Annotated in this window: 24 protein-coding genes; 11 read left to right on the top strand and 13 right to left on the bottom strand. The window is 45.2% G+C overall.

What is annotated here, in order from left to right:
* Positions 1 to 30 precede the first annotated feature (30 nt).
* The 3 genes from FN124_RS10855 to FN124_RS10845 are packed head-to-tail and all read left to right on the top strand — an operon-like array spanning position 31 to position 3237.
* Positions 31 to 705, top strand: coding sequence for a lysoplasmalogenase (locus tag FN124_RS10855; RefSeq protein ID WP_142684742.1), 675 nt, complete (start codon positions 31 to 33; stop codon positions 703 to 705).
* Between the two features lie 19 nt (positions 706 to 724).
* A complete protein-coding gene (gene nadB / locus FN124_RS10850; RefSeq protein ID WP_142684741.1) occupies positions 725 to 2323 on the top strand; it encodes an L-aspartate oxidase in 1599 nt (532 codons plus the stop codon).
* 53 nt (positions 2324 to 2376) lie between these two features.
* The gene (locus FN124_RS10845) at positions 2377 to 3237 is read left to right on the top strand and encodes a lysophospholipid acyltransferase family protein (protein ID WP_142684740.1); all 861 of its coding nucleotides are present in this window, start codon (positions 2377 to 2379) and stop codon (positions 3235 to 3237) included.
* Between the two features lie 51 nt (positions 3238 to 3288).
* Here FN124_RS10845 and FN124_RS10840 read toward each other — a convergent pair whose 3' ends face one another.
* The 5 genes from FN124_RS10840 to FN124_RS10820 all read right to left on the bottom strand — a co-directional run bounded on the left by FN124_RS10840 (position 3289) and on the right by FN124_RS10820 (position 7376).
* Positions 3289 to 3795, bottom strand: a complete 507-nt coding sequence (locus FN124_RS10840; RefSeq protein WP_142684739.1) for a BON domain-containing protein — start codon at positions 3793 to 3795, stop codon at positions 3289 to 3291.
* A 121-nt stretch (positions 3796 to 3916) separates the two neighbouring features.
* On the bottom strand, positions 3917 to 5320 hold the full coding sequence (locus tag FN124_RS10835; RefSeq protein ID WP_142684738.1) for an MBL fold metallo-hydrolase: 1404 nt from the start codon (positions 5318 to 5320) through the stop codon (positions 3917 to 3919).
* A 132-nt stretch (positions 5321 to 5452) separates the two neighbouring features.
* On the bottom strand, positions 5453 to 5812 hold the full coding sequence (locus tag FN124_RS10830; protein ID WP_012788619.1) for an ArsR/SmtB family transcription factor: 360 nt from the start codon (positions 5810 to 5812) through the stop codon (positions 5453 to 5455).
* Between the two features lie 213 nt (positions 5813 to 6025).
* Entirely contained in the window at positions 6026 to 6703 is a 678-nt protein-coding gene (gene tsaB / locus FN124_RS10825; RefSeq protein ID WP_142684737.1) for a tRNA (adenosine(37)-N6)-threonylcarbamoyltransferase complex dimerization subunit type 1 TsaB, read from the bottom strand.
* A gap of 7 nt (positions 6704 to 6710) precedes the next feature.
* Positions 6711 to 7376, bottom strand: coding sequence for a 3-hydroxyacyl-CoA dehydrogenase family protein (locus FN124_RS10820; protein ID WP_142684736.1), 666 nt, complete (start codon positions 7374 to 7376; stop codon positions 6711 to 6713).
* Positions 7377 to 7474: 98 nt separating this feature from the next.
* Here FN124_RS10820 and FN124_RS10815 point away from each other — a divergent pair, with 98 nt between their 5' ends.
* The gene (locus FN124_RS10815) at positions 7475 to 7858 is read left to right on the top strand and encodes a RidA family protein (RefSeq protein WP_142684735.1); all 384 of its coding nucleotides are present in this window, start codon (positions 7475 to 7477) and stop codon (positions 7856 to 7858) included.
* Positions 7859 to 7907: 49 nt separating this feature from the next.
* Here the strand turns inward: FN124_RS10815 and FN124_RS10810 are convergent, their stop codons facing one another.
* Positions 7908 to 9578: a L,D-transpeptidase family protein gene (locus FN124_RS10810; protein WP_142684734.1), complete on the bottom strand. Its 1671-nt coding sequence runs from the start codon at positions 9576 to 9578 to the stop codon at positions 7908 to 7910.
* Between the two features lie 165 nt (positions 9579 to 9743).
* Between FN124_RS10810 and FN124_RS10805 the strand changes: the two genes are divergently transcribed.
* The gene (locus FN124_RS10805; protein WP_142684733.1) at positions 9744 to 10070 is read left to right on the top strand and encodes a cupin domain-containing protein; all 327 of its coding nucleotides are present in this window, start codon (positions 9744 to 9746) and stop codon (positions 10068 to 10070) included.
* 35 nt (positions 10071 to 10105) lie between these two features.
* On the opposite strand, the gene FN124_RS10800 is transcribed toward FN124_RS10805, so the two are convergent.
* The 3 genes from FN124_RS10800 to FN124_RS10790 all read right to left on the bottom strand — a co-directional run bounded on the left by FN124_RS10800 (position 10106) and on the right by FN124_RS10790 (position 13282).
* Positions 10106 to 11656 (bottom strand): Rne/Rng family ribonuclease, encoded by a 1551-nt coding sequence (locus tag FN124_RS10800; protein ID WP_142684732.1) that lies wholly within the window; start codon positions 11654 to 11656, stop codon positions 10106 to 10108.
* A gap of 456 nt (positions 11657 to 12112) precedes the next feature.
* Positions 12113 to 12955 (bottom strand): tetratricopeptide repeat protein, encoded by an 843-nt coding sequence (locus tag FN124_RS10795; RefSeq protein WP_142684731.1) that lies wholly within the window; start codon positions 12953 to 12955, stop codon positions 12113 to 12115.
* A gap of 24 nt (positions 12956 to 12979) precedes the next feature.
* Positions 12980 to 13282 (bottom strand): HU family DNA-binding protein, encoded by a 303-nt coding sequence (locus FN124_RS10790; protein WP_260607449.1) that lies wholly within the window; start codon positions 13280 to 13282, stop codon positions 12980 to 12982.
* Positions 13283 to 13485: 203 nt separating this feature from the next.
* Here FN124_RS10790 and mutY point away from each other — a divergent pair, with 203 nt between their 5' ends.
* The 6 genes from mutY (at position 13486) to FN124_RS10760 (ending at position 19381) form a co-directional block, all read left to right on the top strand.
* Complete coding sequence (gene mutY, locus FN124_RS10785) at positions 13486 to 14559, top strand: A/G-specific adenine glycosylase (protein ID WP_142684730.1); 1074 nt, start codon at positions 13486 to 13488, stop codon at positions 14557 to 14559.
* Positions 14560 to 14756: 197 nt separating this feature from the next.
* Positions 14757 to 15215 carry a single-stranded DNA-binding protein gene (locus tag FN124_RS10780; protein WP_142684729.1) on the top strand — a complete coding sequence of 153 codons (459 nt, stop codon included), beginning with the start codon at positions 14757 to 14759 and terminating at the stop codon, positions 15213 to 15215.
* A gap of 132 nt (positions 15216 to 15347) precedes the next feature.
* Positions 15348 to 16685: a gliding motility-associated protein GldE gene (gene gldE / locus FN124_RS10775; protein WP_260607395.1), complete on the top strand. Its 1338-nt coding sequence runs from the start codon at positions 15348 to 15350 to the stop codon at positions 16683 to 16685.
* Between the two features lie 28 nt (positions 16686 to 16713).
* Complete coding sequence (gldD, locus tag FN124_RS10770) at positions 16714 to 17316, top strand: gliding motility lipoprotein GldD (RefSeq protein ID WP_142684727.1); 603 nt, start codon at positions 16714 to 16716, stop codon at positions 17314 to 17316.
* Between the two features lie 72 nt (positions 17317 to 17388).
* Complete coding sequence (locus tag FN124_RS10765; RefSeq protein WP_142684726.1) at positions 17389 to 17958, top strand: DUF3109 family protein; 570 nt, start codon at positions 17389 to 17391, stop codon at positions 17956 to 17958.
* Positions 17959 to 18007: 49 nt separating this feature from the next.
* On the top strand, positions 18008 to 19381 hold the full coding sequence (locus FN124_RS10760; RefSeq protein ID WP_142684725.1) for a LutB/LldF family L-lactate oxidation iron-sulfur protein: 1374 nt from the start codon (positions 18008 to 18010) through the stop codon (positions 19379 to 19381).
* Here the strand turns inward: FN124_RS10760 and FN124_RS10755 are convergent, their stop codons facing one another.
* The 4 genes from FN124_RS10755 to FN124_RS10740 form a co-directional block, all read right to left on the bottom strand.
* The gene (locus FN124_RS10755) at positions 19382 to 20578 is read right to left on the bottom strand and encodes an energy transducer TonB (protein WP_142684724.1); all 1197 of its coding nucleotides are present in this window, start codon (positions 20576 to 20578) and stop codon (positions 19382 to 19384) included.
* Entirely contained in the window at positions 20571 to 21125 is a 555-nt protein-coding gene (locus tag FN124_RS10750; RefSeq protein ID WP_260607394.1) for an RNA polymerase sigma factor, read from the bottom strand. Before FN124_RS10750 ends, FN124_RS10755 begins: the two co-directional genes overlap by 8 nt.
* Positions 21126 to 21295: 170 nt before the next feature.
* Positions 21296 to 22810, bottom strand: coding sequence for a bifunctional phosphoribosylaminoimidazolecarboxamide formyltransferase/IMP cyclohydrolase (gene purH, locus FN124_RS10745; protein WP_142684722.1), 1515 nt, complete (start codon positions 22808 to 22810; stop codon positions 21296 to 21298).
* Positions 22811 to 23068: 258 nt separating this feature from the next.
* Entirely contained in the window at positions 23069 to 25171 is a 2103-nt protein-coding gene (locus FN124_RS10740; RefSeq protein WP_142684721.1) for a ComEC/Rec2 family competence protein, read from the bottom strand.
* Positions 25172 to 25186: the final 15 nt, after the last annotated feature.

Genomic DNA, 25186 nt, shown 5'->3' with positions numbered 1-25186 from the left:
TGTAAATTACCGGTACAATTCCCGTTTTACATGTTGCGCCCTAAACACCTTATTGTTTATTTCCTTGTACTACTGGCTGATATTCTGCTGATTGCCTTTGACAAAGAAGAATACCGGTATGCAACCAAACCGCTGCTGATGATTTTACTGGCAGTGTACACGTTGTATACCAACATAAAAATGCCCCGCTCTTTCCGTATTTTTTTATTGCTTGCCTTATTTTTTTCTTCCCTGGGAGATGATCTGTTGTTGTTCGATCACCTGTTTTTGCCCGGGCTGGGCAGCTTCTTTATAGCGCAGATCATGTATTGTATCTTCTTCCTGAAAATACGGTACAGCAATTTGCCGGTGCCTTTATGCAGGTATCCGTACATATTGCTGAATGCTGCAGTGATTATCCTGTTCCTTTTATTCCTGCTGCCACAGCTGGGAAGCCTGGCCGTACCCGTTATTGCATATGCCATTGCGCTTTTCTTCCTGGTACAATGCGTGCTGCATGCCTTTCATTTCAGCCGGCAACCAACCGGCTGGTATTCTCTCGTTGGCGCCATATTGTTCGTGATCTCCGATGCGCTGATAGCCACAGGTAAATTCTACCGCCCACTCCCTGCCGGCGATATCCTCGTGATGCTCACCTATGGTTTTGCCCAATGGGGGCTTGTGTATGGCAGCACTGAGTACTTCCGGGTAAAAATTAACCGGTAATGCTTATTTTTGCTTTACTATGCAGCAAACAGATTTTCTTGTCATCGGTTCAGGAATTGCAGGGCTCACTTATGCGCTCAAAGTATCACAACAATGTCCGGATAAAAAGATTACTATCATCACAAAAAGCCGGGAGGATGAAACCAATACCAAATACGCCCAGGGCGGCGTAGCAGTGGTAAATGACCTGGAGAATGATAGTTTCGAAAAACATATAGAGGATACCCTCATTGCCGGCGATGGCCTCTGTAATGAAGAGGTGGTAGAGATAGTGGTAACCGAAGGCCCGGAAAGAGTGAACGAGATCATTGAATGGGGCGCTAATTTCGATAAAAACGCCGACGGCGACTTCTCTCTCGGCCGCGAAGGCGGGCACTCCGTTTTCAGGGTGATCCACCATAAGGACGTTACCGGCAAGGAAATAGAACGCGCACTGCTGGAAGCGATCCACCGTCGTCCGAATATTGAACTGATCACTCACTGCTTCGTGGTAGACCTCATTACCCAGCATCACCTGGGATACCTGGTCACCAAATCCACTCCGGATATAGAATGCTATGGGGTATACGTATTAAATCTTACTACCAATAAAATAGAAAAGATCCTTTCCAAAGTAACACTGCTGGCTACCGGTGGCAATGGCCAGGTATACCGCAGTACCACCAATCCCAACATCGCTACCGGCGATGGCGTGGCCATGGTGTACCGTGCAAAAGGCCGTATCGAAAACATGGAGTTCATCCAGTTTCATCCTACAGCACTTTACCAGCCGGGCGTAAGCCCTTCGTTCCTCATCACAGAAGCAGTGCGGGGCGACGGCGGTATCCTGCGCAATATTCATGGCGAGGACTTTATGCACAAGTATGATCCGCGCTTGTCGCTGGCCCCCCGCGATATCGTAGCCCGGGCCATCGACAGTGAAATGAAGATCACCGGTACCGAGCATGTTTATCTCGACTGCCGCCATATGGACCTGGAGAAATTCATTCATCATTTCCCCAACATCTACGAAACCTGTAAGGCAGCAGGGATCGATGTAGCGCAGCAAATGATCCCCGTATCACCAGCTGCACATTACAGCTGCGGTGGTATCAAAACCAATGAATGGGGGCTCACCTCTATCCGTAACCTGTATGCGTGCGGCGAATGCGCCAGCACCGGGCTTCATGGAGCCAACCGCCTTGCTTCCAACTCGCTGCTGGAGGCAATGGTATTTGCACACCGCTGCTTTATGGATGCCACCAGCAAAATAGACCTGCTGGAATTCAAAGATAATGTTCCCGACTGGGATGCCACCGGCACCAGCGCGCCCAAAGAAATGATCCTGATCACCCAGAGCCTGAAAGAGCTGAAGCAGATCATGAGCGATTATGTAGGGATTGTAAGAACAGATGTACGTTTACAACGTGCCCTGCGCAGGCTGGATATCCTCCATGAAGAAACGGAAGACCTCTACGAAAAAACCATGGTATCGCCGCAATTATGCGAACTGCGTAACCTTATAACCGCGGGATACCTGATCGTAAAAGGCGCCGCCTTCCGTAAAGAAAGCCGTGGACTGCATTTCAATACCGACTATCCGTATAAGAGCGAGCTGGTACAAAACATTGTGCTGTAAGCCAAACGGCTGTCTTTCATTACCTTTGCGCTGGATTTACAACAATCAGGAATATGTATTATCTGCTGCTTGCTTTTTGCTATAGCCTTTCCATATTGCCTTTCCCGGTACTTTACTTCATCAGCGATGTATTATACGTGCTGGTGTACTATGTGATCGGGTATCGCAGGAAAGTTGTGATGGAGAATCTGACCCAGGCTTTCCCTGATAAATCGAAAGAAGAGATCACCCTGCTGGCTAAAAAATATTACCACAACCTTACTGATATGATGGTGGAAACCATCAAGCTGCTAACTATAAGCAAGGCACAGCTCCAAAAGCGGTTCCGCTGTGATCTTACCGTGTTGCATGAACTGTATGCGCAGGGTAAGAGCTGCCAGCTCCACCTGGGTCATAATTTCAACTGGGAATGGGCCAACCTGTTTTGTATGCAGGGTGTGGCGTTTCCCTTCCTGGTAGTGTATATGCCGCTTACCAGCAAGCCCGCCGACAGGATGTTCCGTCACTTCAGGGAAAAATTCGGTACCATTCTCATTCCCGCCAACGATATGGGGAACAGCATGCGGGCATGGACCAACAAACAATATTTAATTGCCCTGGTGGCCGATCAAAATCCAGGCAACCCACGCAGCTGCTACTGGTACCCTTTCCTCAATAAAATGACACCGTTTTACAAAGGCCCTGAAATGGGCGCTAAAAGAAGCAATATACCGGTGGTATTTGTAGACATCCGTAAAGTAAAGAGAGGATACTATCACGCTTCTCTGAAGCTGGCCTTTGAAAACCCGCAGCTGGAACCGGATGGAGCTATTACAGAAGCTTTTGTAAAATATCTCGAAAAAAATATCCACGAACAGCCCGAAGTATGGGTATGGAGCCACCGGCGCTGGAAGCATGAATATAAAGGGAAGTAATTTTTTCCGGGAGATGAATACTTCTTTATCTCCTCTCCGCTTCATGCTTTTCTACTTTACCTGTACATTATTCGTTACTTTCTTTGCCGGGAACTGTTGTGCTATCTGCAGCATGTTACGAACATTTTTCTTCCTCACGCTTCCACTGAGAATAACTTCTCCATCCGAAACAGTAACTGTTATATTATTAAACCTCCGGGCAGCGTAAACAGAATCGAGTGAACGTTTCAGAATAACGTCCCGGTTAGGCGCCGCTTCCACTGCCGGCGCCGGTGGTGGGGGTGGAACTGCTATGGTAGTTTTCACAGTGATGTTATCCTGTACAGCTGTCATTCCTTTCAGTCCTTTTAACGCATCTTCAGCGGCCGATTTGGCCACTTCATCACTCACTTCACCACTGAGTATCACTACCCCGTTTTTCACGTCTGCTGTGATACCGGGAATATGACTTAGCTTCTCATTCACTTCCTCCTTTAATTTCGCATCAGAAGGTTTACAGGCGAACATTCCTGCGTTTATAAATATTAATAAGGCTATTGCCAGGGTTTTGCTTGTCATGCCCAAACAATTTTGTTGCAAGAAGTTAACAAATACGTGGGGAATAGCCAAAAGAAAACAGGAGTGATAGCAAGAAGTTCTCACTTCTTCTTATCACTCCCGTTTAAAAATATAGAGGGATTTAGTTCAGTACAGTTTTTTCCTGTACAACCTGTAACCCTTTCTGGTCCTTCATTTTATCAAACCCACCTTCCACGTTGCGTAAATTGTGGATGCCTTCTCTTTTCATAATAGAGCAGGCAATGATGCTGCGGTAGCCACCCTGGCAATGTACATACAGGTTATGATTATCTTCCAGGTCTGCTAATTTTCCGGGGTCCTTCATATCACCGAGGGTAATATTGAGGGCGTTTTTGATATGGCCGTCGGCAAACTCAATTGGTTTACGAACATCAATGATCACCAGGTTGGAATCGTGCGGAACGTCCATTGCCAGTTCATCTGCTTCCACGGTGATGATCATATCTTTTGCCTCGCCGGCTGCTTCCCATGCAGGGTATCCGCCATCCAGGTAGCCCACCACATTGTCAAAACCGACACGGGCCATTCTAACCACAGTTTCTTCTTCTTTACCGATGGGCGTTACCAGGATGATGTCCTGGTCAAATGGCAGCAGGCTGCCTGCCCATTCAGCAAAGCGGCCTTCCAGTCCTATGCTGATGGCGCCCGGAACATATCCATCGCCAAATTCAGTTGCCGGACGGGTATCGAGGATCAGTGCCCCGGCTTTAGCCTTTGCTTTGAACGCAGCAGGGGTAAGTGGCTGCATTGCCTTTTCCATTACCGCTTTCAACGCATCATATCCTTCCTTGTTTATTTTTGCGTTGATCGGAAAATAGGATGGTGGTGTAGCCAGGCCGTTGGTCACTTCTTCTATAAACTTATCTTTATCTGTAGCCAGTAATGCGTAGTTGGTGGCTTTCTCCTCACCGATGGTACTGTAAGTATTTGGGCCCAGGTTTTTACCACAGGCAGAACCGGGACCATGTGCAGGGTATACAATTACTGCATCCGGTAATGTTTTAATGCGGCTGTTGAGCGAGTCGAACAGGTAACCGGCCAGCTCTTCTTTGGTGAGGTTACCGCTGAAAAGGTCCGGGCGGCCAACATCTCCAACAAATAAGGTATCTCCGGTAAATACAGCGTATGGCTGCTGCTGTTCGTCTGATAACAGGTAGCAGGACGATTCCATAGTGTGACCTGGTGTATGCAGCACTTTGAGGGTTACAGCGCCTATCTGGAATACTTCGTTATCTTTTGCTATATAAGAATCGAAGCTGGTTTCCGCATCGGGGCCGTATACGATTTTTGCGCCGGTAGCTTCTGCCAGTTCCAGGTGCCCTGAAACAAAATCTGCATGAAAATGTGTTTCAAAAATGTATTTAATGGTGGCGTTACGTTCTTTTGCCAGGTCCAGGTATACTTCAATATCACGCAACGGGTCAATCACTACCGCGATCCCGTTGGATTCTATGAAGTATGCCGCTTCCGACAAACAGCTGGTGTACAATTGTTTTACGTACATGGTTTTTGATTTTTACAAATTTACAACTTCTGAGGTTGCATACTCATGGATAAAATCTATACCAAAATAAAAAAGTAGCCGTATGGCTACTTTTTTATATAATACCTTCCGTAATGATACGGATCAATGCTTTTAACCAACAAGTTCTTCCACAAACTTCGCCACTTCAGCAATACGTTGCTTGTTGATGGTGTAATGAATAAACTTACCATCTCTTTCTGTAATTACAATGCCTGCACGCCTTAATATGGCGAGGTGTTGCGATGCTACCGATTGTTCCAGACGCAATTTCACATAAATCTCCGTCACGGTCATTTTCTTGTGATCTTCCAGCAGCTTAATCATCTGCTGGCGCAGCTTATGGTTGATAGCACGTAAAACCATAGCAGCCTTCTTTACGGCAATGTAATCCAATTTGATCTGGTCTTTTTCATTGGTACCTCTAGAAATAATAAGAGTATTAGAAGAGGTAGTTAATAATGTTTTTTCCATCGCATAATAGTTTTAAAAAAATGATGAAATGAAAGGGATCAACGGACAGTACTCGCAAACAGTTAGACAACAACTGCGGTAATCGATTTATACAAAAATATAATATCTGTCACAATAAAAAAAATTTCCATACCTTATTTTATAATATATATGCCCCGGATACTTGCAAATTAGATGTAATTTGACTATTCCATGACAAAACTATTAGATATGTTATGGCTTCTGAGAAGAATAAAAAGGCTTGAGGTAAAATGGACTGAAATAGGCCAGGTCTGCAAATAATTTTTTGTCATAAGCCTGGGCTGATAAAGATGCCATGTGCGCGGCACTTATCTTATATTCTGTAAAAATAGCATTTTTATGTGAAAATAGCATCAGTTGCCATTTAGGGCTGCCATCTCCGAAAAAGTAGATCTTATACGCTGCCAGCGGGCCTTCCATTGAAGATGGCTCCAGGATCATAGCCTGTGGCGGCATTATCTCCTGCAGGCGCGCGTCGTACAAGGCGGTAAACACTTCCTGCCTGCGGGCATCCAGCATAGGACAATACAATGCCTGCTCATCTTTTAGGTCTGCAATTAATCCCTGCGCCATCATCTGAAGCGTGGAAACGGCCAGCAATGGCTTGTTCCAGGCATAACACAAACCTTTAGCGGTAGCTACGCCTATACGTAAACCGGTATACGAACCCGGTCCCGCGCTTACCGCTACTGCATCCAGCTGCGCGGGTGCGATACCCTGCTCTTTCATTATCTGCTGAACAAACAAGATCATAGCGGCGGCATGATCCTGCTGCTTTTCATTCACCAGCGTTTGAATGGCTTTCCCATCCCGGGAAAGACTCACAGAACCTGTTGTGGTTGCGGTATCTATATTCAGTATAAGTGCCATGTAAAAATCAGATTGCTTCGTAAGCTGTTTGCAATGAGGCTGCTACCCGGTACCGGTCGTCGCCGGTAGCGTCGTGTACAGCTTTTAATACTTCGTATACCTGTTTTATACCTATCCGTTCGCTCCATTCAAAAGGCCCGTAAGGATAATTGGTACCTAAACGCATAGATGTATCAATATCTTCCCGCGATGCGGTGCCCTCCTGCGCAGTGAGATATGCTTCATTGATGATCATGCATATCACCCTGGGTGTTACCAATCCTACGGCATCCGCCACCAGCAGGTATTCCCAGCCAAGCTTGTACATCAGCTCGTCCAGCGTTTTCCTTTGCCCTTCGTCGAGTACCGATACTTCCAGCACCGGCCTGTTCACCATACCCGTCAGAAAGTTACAGCCCATGATATTGAAACCCTGCTCAAACGCGTACTGGCCAATGATTTCACTTAACGAGGTTTTCACTATTCCAGCCAGCACGGGAATACCCGGATTTTTAGCATACACGAGCGCGTGATCCGGCCGGTCATCAAAAATAAGATCCAGCACCAGGTCAAATGCTTTAAGGGATAAAACCTCCTCCAGGCTTGTTTTCCATTGTACATTGTGATGCTGTTCCATTCCCTTTTCCTGCAATTCATCAAAGCGCTGCGCATCTGCTATTACCAGGATATTCATGCGTTAAATTTCGGCAAACCTAATAAAGAATCATTAATTATAATGCATCTGCACGGCATACATTGGTGCGTTCTCAATTATTATTTACTTTCGTTTTCATGGAAAAGCAAATTATTAACACAAACAATGCGCCCGCTCCTATAGGGCCTTACAACCAGTCGGTAAAAGCAGGCAACACCCTGTATGTATCCGGTCAGATAGCCCTGGATCCCGTTTCCGGCGAACTGATCAAATCCGGTATCGTAGATGCAACGCACCAGGTAATGAAAAATTTACAGGCCGTTCTCACTGCAGCCGGGCTCGGATTTGAGCACGTCGTAAAAACCACCATCTTTTTAACAGATATGAAAACTTTCCCGCAGGTGAACGAAGTATATGGCAGTTATTTCAAGGGTGATTTTCCGGCCCGGGAAACTGTAGAGGTGTCAGGATTGCCTAAGGGAGTGGAAGTAGAGATTTCTGTAATTGCAGTAGGCGCATAGTGTTAGAGCAGTGCAGCGGAAGGCAAATGCCCCTCCGCTGCATTATATATTATTTGCCAAACAGGGAGGCCGCCAGTTTTTTATCGTGGCCATACACATCATCCCTGAAGTTCAGACGCCCGTCGCTGTCTACAAAGGCGGTGAAATACACAATGAAAACAGGTACCTTCTCTTTTATCGTTACATATTTTTCTTTGTTTCCATTCAGTGCCTCGTCAATCTTCTTCTCTGTCCAGGCCGAGTCCCCACGCAACAGCCATTCCGCCAGGTGTTTGGGTTCTGCCACCCTGATACAGCCATGACTGAAGGAACGCTTGTTCTCTCCAAACAGGTAACGGGCAGGCGTATCATGGAGGTAAATGTTATACTCATTGGGGAACAGGAATTTCACTTTGCCGAGCGAATTTTTACCACCGGGTTTCTGTCTTACGATATATGGAAAATTCGCGCCTGAATATCTTGCAAAATTGATAGACCCGGGAGCAATCACTTTTCCGCTTGCTCCTACAATCTCCATATTCTGTCGGGCAAGATATCCACTGCCACTGCGTTTCAGGCCAGGCAACACTTCTCCGCCCAGGATGCCGGGAGGTACGTTCCAGTAAGGACTGAACACCACATAACGCAGGTCCTTTGTGAAAATAACGGTATTGGCGCCAGGCTTCCCTACTACTACGTTGCAGCTCCACGACAGCTTTCCTTTATCATATACATGCATTTTAAACTGTGGGATATTGACCAGGATATAGTCTGTAGTGGGCTCAATGGGCACCCAGCGGAGGCGTTCCATATTAACCAGGATTTTCTGTATACGGTCCTGTACCGGGGTATTCAGTGCATCCAGTACGCCTTTGGTAATGAGGCCATCTTCTTTCAGTCCCATCCTCAGCTGGAAATTGCGCAGTGCAGAATCAAGTGCGGCATTGAAGCGTTTGCTGGTATCGGTTCCGGGAAGGTCGCCATAGGCTTCCAGCCTGGCTTTTACCGCTGCAATCACTTCAGCCGAATCTCCTTTCTTAAAGCTTTTCTGGGTGATGCGGATAGAATCCCATTTAACGGAAGATTCTATTTTCGCCAGTTTTTTCAGTTGCTGGCGTAACATAATGTATTGCCTGTTTACCGGCTCATCATCTTCAAAAGCATTGTTCCTTTTATTCACCATGGAATCCAGCAGGCTTTCCATGTCTATTTTCTTACGGGGAATAAACCATTCCAGGTCTTTTGCTGAATCGGCAGTAAGTCCGCCCCATACTTTATTTCCATAGGCAAAGAATTGCGCGGTGAGCAGCATTTCAATGCGAGGCACCGCCGTGTCTCCGGCCTTCAGGCCCACATCACTTACCAGGAGTGTATCGGTAAGCCGCTGCAGATCGGGGTTCATCAAACTGCTGTCTTTAATACCGTAGGCAGCATCATTTTTCATCATGTTAATGAAGTTGCCTGCCTGCTCGGTAAGCCCATCTTTATTGATCCATGCGAAGTGATAGTCGCGCTTACGGTAGAAGTTTCGTATATACTCATCATACGCGTCGTATGATGTATGCGACTGCAGAAAATTATTTACATAATTGCTGTCGATAGTCTGTTCAATATACTCTTGTTTAGTATAGTGAGTAGTATCTCTTGCTTTGTTTTTTTTCCGGGATCCGCTCTGTTGCTGGCAGGCAGCAAAAATAATCAGTGTCAGTAAGGCCAATGAGGAGTAAAAGCGTATAGTCATAAGCGTAATGGATGTTAATTATTTACTTAAAACAAACATGACAATCAACTGTTGGGATTATAAGAGTATTATTGCGGTAAATGTATGAAATATATGCGCCGATCGCTTCAGCCCGTTGTTAAAATCTGTTGTATCAGCTATATTTAATATTAAAAAGATATAAAGATGAACAAACCTGCTCCTTTGGATACCATTCCTGTAAAAAATACGATTGCCGGGCATTACGGCCGGTTTGTACATGGCAATAAGAGTACGCTGGCATTCTGGGAAATAAAAGCGGGATTTGAATCGCCGGTACATCAGCATCCGCACGAGCAGATCACTTATATAGCTGAAGGGGTTTTTGAAATGAGCCTGGATGGCCATAAGTATACGCTGAAGCAGCATGATACACTGGTAATTCCACCGGATACGCCGCATGGCGGCCGGGCATTGGAGGATTGTAAGATCATCGACAGTTTCAGTCCGGCGAGGGATGATTACAGATATTAAAAGAAAAGGCCCTGGTTAAGCCAGGGCCTTTTCTTTTATAATTTAATCTCTTCGTCGTTTGCGTCAAAGAAGCGATATTCAGTAAGATGGTAATTGGAGTCTGCTTTGAGTTTGATCCATTTTTTATATTGGAAATACCATTTCCATTGTTTGGATGCCAGGAAACCTTTGGTAAGGTAAGCATGTAATATGGGATGAATGCGGATAGTAAGACCTTTGTGTTGATGATTCAGCAGGTATTGCAGGTTTTTCTCGATGTCTTCGAGAATGAGCATGGATGCGCCGATTTTGCCTGTTCCCCTGCAGGTAGGGCAATCTTCTGCTACGGAGATGGTGATCTCCGGTTTTACCCGTTGGCGGGTAATTTGCATAAGCCCGAATTTCGAGATAGGCAGGATGGTGTGTTTAGCTCTGTCCTGGGCCATGAATTTCTCCATGGCTTCAAAGATAGCCTTCTTGTTTTCCGGCAGTTTCATATCAATGAAGTCAATGATAATGATACCACCCAGATCACGTAATCTTAACTGCCGGGCAATTTCTGCAGCTGCTTCGAGGTTGGATGCGAGGGCATTCTGTTCCTGGTTGTTGCTGGAGCTTTTATATCCGCTGTTTACATCCACCACGTGCAGGGCTTCTGTAGCTTCAATGATAAGGTAAACCCCGCTGTCGAGGTTCACGGTTTTACCAAAGGAGGCTTTCACCTGCCGGGTAATGCCGAAGTTATCGAAGATGGGGGAACCGTTGTTATAATAGTTAACGATATCAGACTTTTCCGGTGCTATCTTCTGGATATACGTTTTGGTGTCTGTATAGATATTTTTATCGTTTATAACGATGCGGTTAAAGCTTTCATTGAGCAGATCACGGAGGATGCTGGCCGTTTTGGTTTGTTCACTCAGGATCTTTTGGGGGGCTACGCCTCCGTTGAGATTTGCCTGGATATTTTTCCAGGTTTGAACGAGGGTGGTCAGATCTTCGTGTAATTCTGCAGTTTTCTTTCCTTCAGCGGCGGTGCGTACAATAACGCCAAAATTGGGCGTTTTGATGGCTTCCACTATTTTCTGCAATCTTTTTCTTTCTTCGGAGGAGTGGATTTTTTTAGAAACCGCAACAATATCATTAAAGGGTGTTAACACTATAAATCTTCCGGGTAAAGAAATTTCGCAGCTAAGGCGTGGGCCTTTAGAAGAAATGGGCTCTTTCAGAATTTGTACGAGGATATTGGGTTTACCTCCCAGTACATCCGTAATTTTACCGGTCTTAACTATTTCCGGTTCATTTTTAAATTTGGTAAAGTCAAAACCATCGGGCGTTTTATCGCTGATGGCCATTGAAGTAAATTTAAGAATGGAGCGGATATAGGGGCTGAGATCCGTGTAATGTAAAAAGGCATCTTTTTCAAAGCCTACGTCAACAAATGCAGCATTTAAGCCGGGTATCAGCTTTTTTACCTTACCCAGGTACAAATCGCCCACTGAGAAGTTAGGATTGCCACTTTCGTGATGTAACTCCACTAGCTTCTTATCTTCCAGTAACGCAATTTCCACCCCTGTGGGAGCCGCATTTATAATAAGTTCCTTATTCAAGCGTCCAAAATTTTAACCTTTAAAACTTCACCTTTATGCTATGCACACGGCTATTTAAGAACAGCTTACTGCATACCAAAACAATAGCTCACCTATAAAGTTAGCGTATTTCTTCACGTTCGTGATGAATGGATTGCTTAAGGGTTCAGCGATCACTGCAGGTAATGTCCGGAGAATTCAATTGCGGGATCTATGGAAACAACCTGCATGACTATAGCAATTTAAGAAGTAAATGCTAGAATCATGCAGGATATATGAAAATTTTTATCCGACCACCGCGCCGGGAGCATACCTTGTTAGTATAAATGGCGGGAAACTGGAGTAATTATTTCTTCTTACTTTTATGCCGGTTCTTTCTCAGTCTTTTTTTACGCTTGTGAGTGGCAATTTTATGTCTTTTTCTTTTCTTACCGCAAGGCATACGCTGATACTTTTTTAAATGATTGAAAAATAATATTATTGAATACTTTTAATGTAACTATCTACTTCCTTCTTCAGTTCCGGGTCGGTCATGAGTTGTTTGCTTTTTTCAAACAGTTCAATCGCTTTTTTCTTATCTCCCTTGCTCCGGTACGATTCTGCCAGTACAAATAACACTTTTGCGTTATCCGGGTGGTTCTTCGCAACGCCTTCCAGTCTTTCGATAGCTTTATCGTACTGACCTGATGTAATAGCAAGGTTAGCCAAAGTAACCTGTGCGTCAATATTATCAGGGTGTGCTGCAACGACTTCTCTCAGCTTAGCCACGCCGGTCATAGGTTCCCCGGTGTTCATGTACACCATGGCCTGTGATATTTTCAGCGTATCGTTTGCCGGGTTCAATTGTATAGCCTGGTCAAACAAAGTAATTGCCTGTTGGGCTTCCCATTTTGCTACACGGGGATCTTCCGCATGCTGCAAGTGGGCTAAAAATAAATTGGCTGCAAAGGTGAGGCTTTTTTCGGAATTTTCCAACTTAGCGGCTTCTCCGAGATAATAAGCTGCTACGGGCAGCTGGTTGAGGCTGTCCCAGGTGTTATACAACTGATGGTACGCGGCTATCTGTTGGGTTTTCACATCCCCGCGGACAACATTTGTTTCAATAGTATTTACCTGTAAGAGTTTATCAGCAGGAATTTTCCCCTTAGCTGTTTCCAGCAGTTCGGAGAAGGCAATAGGTGCTACATCCTGTCCACCCTGCATAGGGGCGGCAGATGACATAGGCTTCTTTTCCGACCGGGGCACAGTACGGCCAAAGGCGAATAATATCACCAATAGTGCTACTGCAGCACCCACCAGAAGAACTTGTGATTTTTGCATCGCCTAAATTATTAGGCTGCAAAATTAAGAACTTTTGAGCTTCTTTACTTCAGCAACAAATTCTTTCGAAGGTTTAAATGCCGGAATAAAGTGCTCGGGGATCTCCACAGCTACGTTCTTCTTGATGTTACGTCCAATTTTTGCGGCCCGTTTTTTTGTGATAAAACTTCCAAACCCACGGATATAAATATGTTCTCCGTTAGCAAGAGCTTCTTTCACCTCTTTAAACATAGCCTCAAGTGTGACTAGCACATCAACTTTGGGGATGCCGGTTTTTTCAGCAATGTTGTTAATTAAATCAGCTTTTCTCATATGAAAGCGAGAGATTACTTTACTCTCAAAGTTAATTTAAAAATTCTAATTGCTGAATTTTAAGCAAATAAATTTTATCATTTTTTCTTATAACTGGTATTGGCGATAAATTATATTTATTTGCAGGCCCGGAAATGAGTATCCGTTGTACCTTATAGGGTTGTGTACAGCATTTGCCATATCAATATACTAAATAATTTTATTAAAATAATATATAAATGATATCACCCCGACAATTTTTTACGGAAAAATTACTGGAATGGAACCGGGAAATAAATACCCGCAACATGCCCTGGAAAGGTGAAAAAGATCCATACCGTATCTGGTTATCGGAAATCATTCTCCAGCAAACCCGCGTGGAGCAAGGCTGGCCGTACTATGAACGGTTCATTCAGCATTATCCTACTGTAAAAAAACTGGCAGCTGCACCGGATGAAGAAGTGTTCCGTTTATGGCAGGGATTAGGATATTATGCCCGCTGTAAAAATATGCTGGCAGCCGCACGCGAGATCACAGATACCTATCAAGGCAAGTTCCCGGACCAGTATGAACAGATCAAAGCGCTCAAAGGGATAGGCCCCTACACGGCCGCTGCGATCGCTTCCTTTGCCTTCAATCTTCCCTACGCAGTACTGGATGGCAACGTTTTCCGGGTGCTCTCCCGCTATTTCGGGATAGAAATCCCGATCGACAGTACCGCCGGCAGGAAGCAATTTGATACACTGGCGCAGGAACTGCTGCCACTGGGGCGCTCGGCGGAATACAACCAAAGCATTATGGACTTTGGCGCTGTTATATGCAAGCCCCAGCAACCACTTTGCGGGGAATGTGTGCTCCGCAAAAAATGCGTAGCCCTGCATGAACAAACCATTCCACATCTCCCGGTAAAAACAAAAAAACTGGTTATTAAAAAAAGATATTTCAATTATCTCCTCGTGCAGTACAAAGATGACATCTATATCCGTAAAAGAACGGATAGCGACATCTGGCAGAATCTTCATGAGTTCGTTCTCATTGAAACGGCAGGCCCGGCAGATATCACATCGCTGCAGTCGTCCGGCGCCCTCGCCCCTATCCTGGGAAAAACTGCTTTTGAGATAGAAAGGATATCTGCTTCCTTTAAACAACAGCTAACCCATCAAACCATTCACAGCCAGTTCATCAGCATCACCGTAAAAAAGGCGCCGGTGATCCCCGGGTATATGATGGTACCCAGGAACAGCCTGAATAATTATGCCTTCCCAAAGACGATTACAACTTTCCTGGAAAGTAATCATCTTCAATTATTTTAAGGAACACGCATAAAGAATAAAAATATACATTAAGTGCTAAGCCACTTCCGCAATAGCGTCTGATAACAAAACCCGGCTTAACCTGCTGCCAGTAAGAAATTTTTCCCTATCGATTGGAAAAAAATATTAACTTTAAGAAGGTTGTTTATTTATTAAAAGAAGAACTTTTTAACAATAGACTAAAAAAACCTACAACTATGAGAGGTGTTAATAAAGTAATCCTGATAGGCAATTTGGGCAGAGATCCGGATGTACAGTTTCTGGAAGGTAATATTGCAGTAGCCAAATTTTCACTGGCTACCACTGAAACATTCAAAGACAGAGCCGGCAAGCTCATTTCACAAACAGAATGGCATACAGTGGTGCTATGGCGGGGACTGGCCGAACTGGCGCAGAAATACCTGCACAAAGGCAGTCTGGTTTACATTGAAGGCCGCCTGCGCACCCGCAGCTGGGAAGACAAAGAAGGCAATAAAAAATTTGCCACTGAAGTTGTAGGAGATAACCTGGTTATGCTGGATAAACGCATGGACCTCAACAACCAAGATCACCCCATACCTCACCATAGCAGTACAGGTTCAGGCGGTGGAGAAAACTTTCCGGGACTGGAGATACCCCCTTCACTGAATGAACCCGCAGACGATCTGCCTTTTTAGTTGCAAAAAAATATTAAGTTTCAGACCTACGTAATCCCTTTTAGGGACATTACTTATATTTGCGTGCAGGGAAAGCAATTCTAAGAATTACTTTCCCGCTATTTTTGATTAATTACATCAAAGTTGAACATCTTGGGCATCCTTTCGGCAAGCTACGTATCCTATTTTTTACAAGCCAGCGCACCAATTGGCGCCCCTAACGTGGTGGTATTTCTGCTTGTTATTTTTATCCTCCTTCTGCTCACCTTCATTGTTGCAGGTGCAGAGGTAGCCTTCTTTTCCCTTAATCACAAGGATCTGAATGTGCTCAAAACACGGCAAAATGCCTCCGGCAAACTGATCACCAGGTTGCTGGAAAAGCCTAAATCACTGCTCGCTTCCCTTCAGATAGCAGGAGTGCTGCTCATGATCGCGTTTATCATGATCACCAATTATCTGGTTACCCAGATGGAAGACCTGCAAACCTTACCGGTAGTTTCCCTCCTGGTAAGGATTTCCGCTATCTGCCTCATCTTGCTGTTTTTCGGCCAGATCCTCCCCAGGGTATGGGCTGCGCAAAACAATATCCGTTTTGCCACCTATTTTGCCTGGTTTGTGAGTGGTATTCACGCCACCATGGAACCGATCAGCGATTTTTTTGTTGGCCTCAGCGCCAGCATCGAAGACCGGTTCTTTCACCGGGGCACTGGTCCGGTGAACTACCAGGAAATTGACCAGGCCATCGAAATGAGCGTAGATGCTACCGCTTCACAGGAAGAGAAAAATATCCTGAAAGGGATCCTGAAATTCGGTAATATCACTGTAAAGCAGATTATGCGCGGCCGTTTAGACGTAAATGGCGTGGAATACGACAGCTCCTTTGGCGATATTGTTAAAAGCGTGGCAGACCTGCATTATTCCCGTTTGCCCGTTTATAAGGATAACCTGGACAATATTGTGGGAGTTATTCATACCAAGGATCTCCTGCCCCACCTTGATAAAGGCAGTACTTTCGACTGGCACGAAGTAATGCGCCAGCCCTTCTTTGTACATGGTCATAAGCTGATTGAAGACCTGCTGTCTGAATTCCAGAGCAGGCGGATGCACTTTGCCGTGGTAGTAGATGAATTTGGTGGTACTTCCGGCATTGTAACACTGGAAGATATCATGGAAGAAGTGATCGGCGATATCAAAGACGAATTTGATGAAGAAGAATTTAACTACAATAAGGTAGATAATTTCACTTACGTATTTGAAGGCAAAACCATGCTGAACGATGTTTGCCGCATAATGAACATCTCTCCTGAAACATTTGAAACTGTAAAGGGCGAAAGTGACTCCCTCGGTGGCCTTATACTGGAACTGGCCGGAAAATTTCCTGAAGAAAACAGCGTTATTAACTACAATAACTTCGATTTCACTGTACTGGAAGTCAATAAAATGAGGATCCAGAAAGTACAGGTAACCATCAGGCCGGATGCCGCTGAATAAGTATTACTGCCTGCTAAATAACCGTAAGATGCCAGCGATTAATGGAAAGGCCCTCGCCCTGATCATCGGGCTGATGTGTATATTTGCCGCCTGTGACAACGTACCTACACCAAAACCACGGGGCTATTTCCAGGTAAAATTCCCGGAAAGGAAATACCGCACCTTTGACATGGCCGGATATCCCTACACATTTGAGTATCCTGTATACGCGAATATCGTTAAGGACACCTCCTTTTTTGGTGCAGCACCGGAAAATCCCTACTGGATCAATGTCGACTTTCCTTCCCTGAACGGAAAAATCTATATGAGCTACAAGATCATCGGCCCGGGCAACAACAGCTTTCAGAAGCTGGTAGACGATGCCTTTAAAATGACCTACAAGCACACCTATAAGGCGGAATATATCGATGAAAACCGGATCCATACTGCAAATAATGTAAGTGGCACCTTTTACGAAGTAGGTGGCAACGCCGCTTCCTCCAAACAGTTCTTCGCTACAGATTCGGTAAAACATTTCCTCCGGGGAGCCCTTTATTTTGATATTACTCCGAATGCAGACTCGCTCGCACCCGTATACAAATTCCTGGAACAGGATATGTGGCATATGGTGGAAACCCTGCGCTGGAGATAAGCCCCGAATACTGTAACTTTGTGGTCTTAATAAGATTGTCTGTATACCATTTCAGGCAAAAGACCATTCCCGATGATCATCATTGACGATAAATACATAAGTGACGAAGTAATTGAAGAGCAATTCGTGTGCAATCTGTCGGCCTGCAAAGGTGCTTGCTGTGTAGCGGGCGACTGTGGCGCTCCTTTGGATAAAACAGAAGTTAAAACCCTGAAGAAAATTTATCCGAAAATCAAATCCTACCTCCGGGAAGACGGTATCAGGGAAATTGAGCACACCGGTACCAACACCATTGATGATGAATATGGATATGTGACCCCGATTGTGAATAAAGGCATCTGTGCATATGCTACCATAAATGATCAGGGCATAGTAGGTTGTGGTATTGAAAAAGCATACAACGATGGCGCGGTTGATTTCAAAAAACCCATTTCCTGTCATCTCTACCCTATCCGTATTAAGAAGTACGAAACATTTGAAGCGGTGAACTATGACCGCTGGGACGTTTGCAAACCAGCCTGTAAAAACGGTAAAACCCTGCAGGTGCCAGTGTATCGCTTCCTTAAAGATGCTTTGATCAGAAAATACGGCACGGAATTTTATGAAGTGCTGGATAACATCGCAAGAAAAGAACACCGGTAAATCATTTTCAGATTTAACTATCTTTATTAATTAGGAATATTGCTTGCTTATGCATCAGATAGCATCTACTTTTCTGGAAGAAAGTGAAAAGAAAGCGTCAGATCTCGGCCACCGGCAGACGATCAACTTCAATATAGGTAAATACAATACAGCTGTAAAAGCCGGTAAACAACAGTTTACGGATTTGCCGGGAGCAAGGGAGAGAGCCAAGAACATCAAGTGGAGAGCTATTGAGCACCTGGACAATCACCTGGAAGAATTTGAGCAGAACTTTACCCGTCGCGGAGGTAAGGTGATATGGGCTGAAACCGCCGAACAGGTGCAACAGGAAATACTGGCCATTTGCCAGGCAAAGCAGTGCAAAAGCATTGTGAAGAGTAAGTCGATGGCTACCGAAGAAGTACACCTGAATGCCTTTATGGAAAGCAATGGCATCGAATGCGTGGAAACTGATCTCGGCGAATATATACAACAACTTGACGGAGAGCCTCCCTACCATATTGTTACACCTGCCATGCACAAAAGTAAGGAAGATGTGGCCCGTTTATTTGCGGAAAAACTGGGTACTGATCCAGGTCTCACTCCTGAACAGTTAACCCTGGTAGCACGCGAAAAGCTGCGCCACAAATATCTCCAGGCAGAAATAGGCATCACCGGCGCTAACTTCATCATAGCAGATACCGGTTCTATAGCCATTACGGAAAATGAAGGCAACGCCCGTTTAACCACTGCATTTCCTAAAACACATATTGTATTAGTGGGTATTGAAAAAGTATTACCCTCTATTACAGACCTGGGTTTGTTCTGGCCATTACTGGCTACCTATGGTACGGGGCAGCAGGTTACCGCTTATAACAGTATTTTCAGTGGTCCGCGCCAGGAAGGAGAAACAGACGGCCCGGAAGAAATGTACGTGATCCTGATGGACAATGGCCGCACGAATATCCTGCAGGATACCACTGCCCGCGAGAGTCTTTACTGCATCCGCTGCGGCTCCTGCCTCAATGCCTGTCCTGTTTATAAAAATATTGGCGGGCACTCCTATGCCGCCACTTACAGCGGCCCTATTGGCTCCGTGATCACCCCACACCTGAAAGGGATGGATTCATACATGCACCTGAGCTTTGCATCATCGCTTTGTGGCAATTGTACCGAAGTGTGCCCGGTTCGCATTAACCTGCATGAACTGTTACTCCACAACCGCCAGAAGGCCGTAGAGGAAAACTATACTTCCGGTGGAGAAAAATTTGCCTGGTTTATGTGGAAGCAGGGCTGTGGCAGCCGGAAAATGATGAATATGGCGAGTGGGAAAATGAAAAATTTCCTGCTGCGGAGATTCTTTGCCAAAAGCTGGGGAGATAACCGTGAATTACCCGTATTTGCAGCCAAATCCTTTAACCAGCTGTGGAAAGAGCGGAGATAGCTACTTATCTTTTTTTATTGTAAACTTTACCCTGACTTTTACTTTGGCCGGCTTTCCGTCTGATGCGGGTATCCACGCAGGACCTTCTTTGATCACACGGATAGCTTCAGCATCACATGCCTCATTCAGGTGACGGATAATTTTGAAATCCTGCAAGCTGCCATCCGGCATAACGATAAAGGATACACGTACTGTACCGGAATACTTATTCTCAGGGTTAACCGTTTTGGTTTTCAGGTAATTTTCAAAGGCAGTTTCCCCCGTTACCGGAGCGGGCGCCCGGTAGGCCATGTTATCTGCGTCTGATGATACTTCCAACCCCGCTACTCTACCCGCTACCACTACCTGCGCACTATCAGTAATACTATTCTGCTGGAGTACGCTTACCGAACCTGTGACATTTTGTTTCTTTTGTACGCCATAACCTATCACCACTACTTCATTCAGCGCACTTCTCTGACTGTCGGGTTTTCCCAATGCCAGGCTGTTTTGCCCACGGATCCTTATCTGGGTATCTTTTTTACCGGGCTCAGAAGGCACAAAACTCCGCTGGTCTTCCCGGCGTTCGGCCTGTACACCCGGCGTTACAGCAGGAATACCGGATAAATCAGGTACCTTTTTATTGGTGGACGGAATTGTTTCATTAACCTTTTCGTTTTGGACATAAGGTATTATTCTGTCTGTTGCTTCTGTTGCCTGTTCCTGGCTTTCCTGCTGCTTTTTAGCTGTTTCAGGAGCGGCTGGTGTAGCGGGAGTACTTTTTTTAGCAAGATGATCTGCATTTGCCGTGGCTGGAGCAGTATCCCCATGTTCGGAGAATACCGGTGAAGCCTGCCGGGATGACTCAGGGGTATTTACGCCGGCAATAGGTGCTGTCTGCTGTTGATTCCAGAGGAACCAGCCCGCAGAAAACATGAGGAGCAAAATAGCGGCGGCAGCGGCAGCCCTGTAAATCATAGGACGGATGCGGCCTCTGGAAGCGATCCTTTCTGACAGCCTGAAAGCAAGCTCTTCCTGGTGAGCGGCCTGTTCCGGCGTATGCAGGGCATATCCTTCCAGGGCGTCTGCCAGGAACGGGTCATCCAGCGCCTGGCGTTCCAGGGCATGCATGGCCTTATCGTCCAGCTCCCCTGCCAGGTATTGGCGGATGAGCCCGGCGAGCTCCTCCGGTTTTATATGTGGCCGCTTATCAGTCATGCTGCTGTTCCATACATATTTTCAGGTTACGCTTTCCGTTCTGGATATAGCTTTTCACCTTATTCATTTCATATCCGGTAATAACACTTACTTCCCGGTAGCTTTTTTCTTTCAGGTAGAACAGATCTACACTGCGCTTTTGCTCTTCTGGTAAGGTTTCCAGGCATTTTTCCATGCTCTGCAGGTTATCTTCCAGGGACATTCCGTTGTCATGATGCCCGTTTTCCTGGTTTTCCACAATGAGGTGGTCATCAATAGATACCTGCCGGGACTCCTTATTTTTCATAGCCCGCAGTTTCATTAAGCAATGATTCCGGGTAAGTACATGCAGCCAGCTTTTAAAATTCTGGACTTCATGTTGCTTCAGCTTTACAATTAACTCCTCAAAGATCAGCATTACAGCGTCTTTACTGGCTTCTTCATCAAAATATCTCAGGCATACCCCATATACCAGGTTCATATAACGCTGATAAAGGGCTGCGAGAAAGTCCAGTTTCCCGGTGGCTTTAAACTCATCGATCAACCAGGCATCATCTGCATCCTGCATGATATTTTGTTTGATAAAAGACATTTATGGCGGCTGTTCTCTGGCCTTAGCTTTAAAATTATACTGATTTACAAGCCAGCAATACTATTATTTTTTTGAATATTATAAGATGAAAATAAGAAAGCACCGGGAATTCCGGTGCTTTCTCTTATAAATTCCAATAATTGTTATTAGTGCCTGAAATGACGCATACCAGTCATCACCATTACCATATCATGTTGTTTACAGAACTCAACAGAGTCGTTGTCTCTCACAGAGCCGCCAGGTTGAATTACGGCTGTAATGCCATGTTCATGTGCAATGCTCACACAGTCGTTGAACGGGAAGAATGCATCAGAAGCCATGGCTGCGCCTTTCAGGTCGAAGCTGAACTGTCCTGCTTTTTCAATTGCATGACGCAACGCATCGATACGGGAAGTTTGGCCGCAGCCTTTACCGATCAGCTGTTGATCCTTCACCAGGGCAATAGCATTTGATTTCAGGTGTTTGCAAACAATATTGGCAAATTCCAGGTCAGATTTTTCAGCTGGTGTAGCAGGGCGGGCGCCTACATCATTCCATTCTTTGTAATTGCCGTTATCGCTATCCTGCAGTAATACGCCGTTCAATACATTTTTGAACATGTATTTGCTTTTCACCGGTTGTTTCTGTTCCAGGAGAATACGATTCTTTTTAGCCTGCAGTACGGTAAGCGCATCTGCATCAAAGCCCGGTGCGATCAGGATCTCAAAGAAGATCTCACTGATAGATTCAGCGGTAGTTTTATCGATCACCTTGTTGGTTACCAGCACGCCGCCAAAAGCGCTTTCCTTATCGCCAGCCAGGGCTGCATCCCAGGCTTCTTTCAGAGTGGCCCTTGATGCGATACCACAAACGTTGGTATGTTTAATAACGGCAAAGGTAGTAGCTTCAAATTCCTGGATAAGCTGGCAGGCAGCATCTACATCCACCAGGTTGTTGAAAGATAATTCCTTCCCGTGCAGTTTGTTAAAAATCTCATCAAGATTGCCATAGAAAACACCACGTTGATGCGGGTTTTCTCCATAACGGTTCACCTGCCCTTCCGGAACAGAAAGCTGGAAATTTGCTCCCGGCTCATTATTCAGGAAATACTGGGAAATTGCCACATCATAGTGGGCGCAAACTTCAAATGCTTTGGCTGCAAAGCTCCTGCGTTCTTCGATGGTAGTAGCGCCATTGTTATCGGTCAATACCTTTTCGAGATCTGCATACTGATCTTTGGAAGCAACAATTACTACATCTTTATAGTTTTTGCCGGCGGCACGGATCAGGGAAATCCCGCCTATATCAATTTTTTCGATAATGGTTTGCTCAACTGTAGTACTCTTTACGGTTTCCTCAAACGGGTACAGGTCAACGATCACCAGGTCTATTTCCGGGATCTGGTATTCCTTAAGTTGTTCCAGGTCCTGAGGGTTATCGCGACGAGCCAGAATACCACCAAATATTTTTGGATGCAGGGTTTTAACGCGTCCGCCCAAAATAGAAGGATAAGCGGTCAGGTCTTCAACAGCTACGCATTTCACACCAAGGTCTTCAATAAATTTTTGCGTACCGCCGGTGGAATAAATGGTAACACCCTGTTCACCTAATTTTTTAACAATGTTCTCCAGGTTATCTTTATAGAAAACGGAGATCAGCGCTGATTTAATTTGCTTTTGCATGAATGGAAAACATTAGAAATTAATAACATAGGCTCCCTGGTCCGGAACCGAAAAGAAGCGCAAAGTTAACACGTAACATTCATTTTTCCATTTTCCGGGCTTCGAAATGTAGAGAAGCGATTTAAACCGAGGCTGTACCCGTTATAAATAGTTGTGAAATAACTCATTAAGTTATAAAAATCTGTATTTTGACCTCGTATCTTTTTACTTCCTCCCTAAGCCAAAACGGGAAGCGTAAATCAATTGCCATCAAACTGTTCATCGCAACTTTAAAACAAATGCGCCCTGCTCTCCAATGGAGTAATACCTTATTCGCATCATCTCACATTCACTTTTCCATTTCCTGATCCTCCATGAACTGTTGGAAGCAGCCAGAATTAGGGTATCAAAAGTATAAAAATCACTCAACCGTTGGATACTAACAGGCGGGTTACATGTTAACAAAATATAGTTAGTCCGGAATTTTTCAGGTGGTAGCCGTCCGGGTAGCATACTGTCTATGATCAGTAGTTTCTTACCCTGAAAACTCAGAAAACGTCCATATCGCTGAAAAGTGGCTATACTACCTGTTTGAACGCGCAGATCAGATCGTGCATTCAGAAGTTGCTGTGCCACTGGCAATTGCCATACACTGTCATTGCCGGCAAATTGTACGTTATTACCTTTTACACAATCAATGGCCGTATAGGCGGGCACGTTATAAACAATCAGGCTGCATTGTTGTCTGCAAATCATAATCCGGTGTACACGAACAATGAGGAATGCCCAGGTACAAAAAAGTCCCGTCCACAAACCAGGTCTGAACTTTACCAGCAGCCACAATGCCAGCCCCGCGATTAACAGATAGAGCAACAGGGTTTGAGCCAGAGAGCAGTGAATGTTCCTGATCAGCGCACCTGGCAACTCTCCGATCCAACCAACGCAACTGTTCATCAAAAAAATGAGGTACTTCAGCGTCTTGCCCAGCCAAACTGCCGCCCCTCCGAAAGGGGCAATAAACAGGAGGATCACTTCTCCATAAATAATCAGGGTAGATAAGGGAACGGCCAACAGATTAGCTGGCAGAAAGTAATTAGGGAACTGGTGAAAATAAAATAAACTCACCGGGGTGGTGGTGATCTGGGCAGCCAGCGATACGGCTGTCATTTGCCAAAGCCAATCGGCCCACCTGTATTTACATTGAAGTAACTGATAAACCGGCTGATAAAAAAGCAGGATCCCGAGTACCGCCAGGTACGACAATTGAAATCCTGCATCCGCTACCAGGTAAGGGTTAAAGCATAATAACATGGTAGCTGAAGCAGCCAGCGTATTATAAATACTACTATGTCGATACAATATGAAACGCCCTATGGTAATGCCTGTAAACATCACGGCAGAGCGGAGCACCGAGGCCGATGCTCCTGTAAGCAATGCAAATCCCCACAGCACCAACAGAACGATCACTGCTCTTGTGATATTGATCCAGCGATGTACGGGCAACCATTGCAATAACCACAACAGCGTACCATATAACAGGGCAAGGTGCATTCCTGATATGGCAATCACATGCACGATTCCTGTATTGCTGTAGCTCCGTACCACTTCCCGGTCAAGATCCTGGCGATAACCGATCAGCAGTGCTTCCGCCATACCTGCTTCAGGTCCGTTGCCGATATATTTTTTCAGATTAGATAAACAATACTCCCTTGCCTGTAGTAATAACTGTTGAACAGGCTGCCCACGGTTATGTGGTAGCCGGTAAAAGTCATGCGGACGGAGGTACAACTGCTGATAAACCTGTTGCGTTACCAGGAATTGCTGATAATCAAACGCACCGGGATTACCATTGAACTTAACAGATTCAGGCCTTTTACGGACTATCAGCTCATCACCATAACGAAGGACCTGCGAACCGTTATCTTTTCCCGTATAAAGCAGCAAATACCCTTTTACTGGCATCCATTCACTCAACCTCTGTACTGCCATTACCTGCGCAATGGTTTTAAACGAACGGAGGGTTTCCTGTGGGGGCTCATTGATACGCAATAAATATAACGGTGTATCATTAGTACTGGAATAACCGTAAAATCCTTTACTGTGGCGGAGATCAGCTTTATGCATCAGGAGGCCTCCACAACAGCAGATCAATATAAAAATAAATGTTCCCGGTAACCAGGCAGCGGTGAATCGCCACTGTAGCGGCAAATAACGAAATGCCAACACGGCGGCAATGCAACTGCCTGCCAATGCAAAATATAAAGTAGGATACAGCGGTACATACAGCTGAAGTATTATGCCAGCCACTAAGGGTACAATGATACGCAGAAAGGGTGCACGCTTCCAGCACATCACAACAAACAATGTTGATTCAAATTCCATGTAGGGTTAACTTTT

The sequence above is a fragment of the Chitinophaga polysaccharea genome (assembly GCF_902150045.1).
In the GTDB taxonomy this organism is placed as follows: domain Bacteria; phylum Bacteroidota; class Bacteroidia; order Chitinophagales; family Chitinophagaceae; genus Chitinophaga; species Chitinophaga polysaccharea_A.
This window is presented reverse-complemented; position numbering and strand designations above follow the sequence as displayed.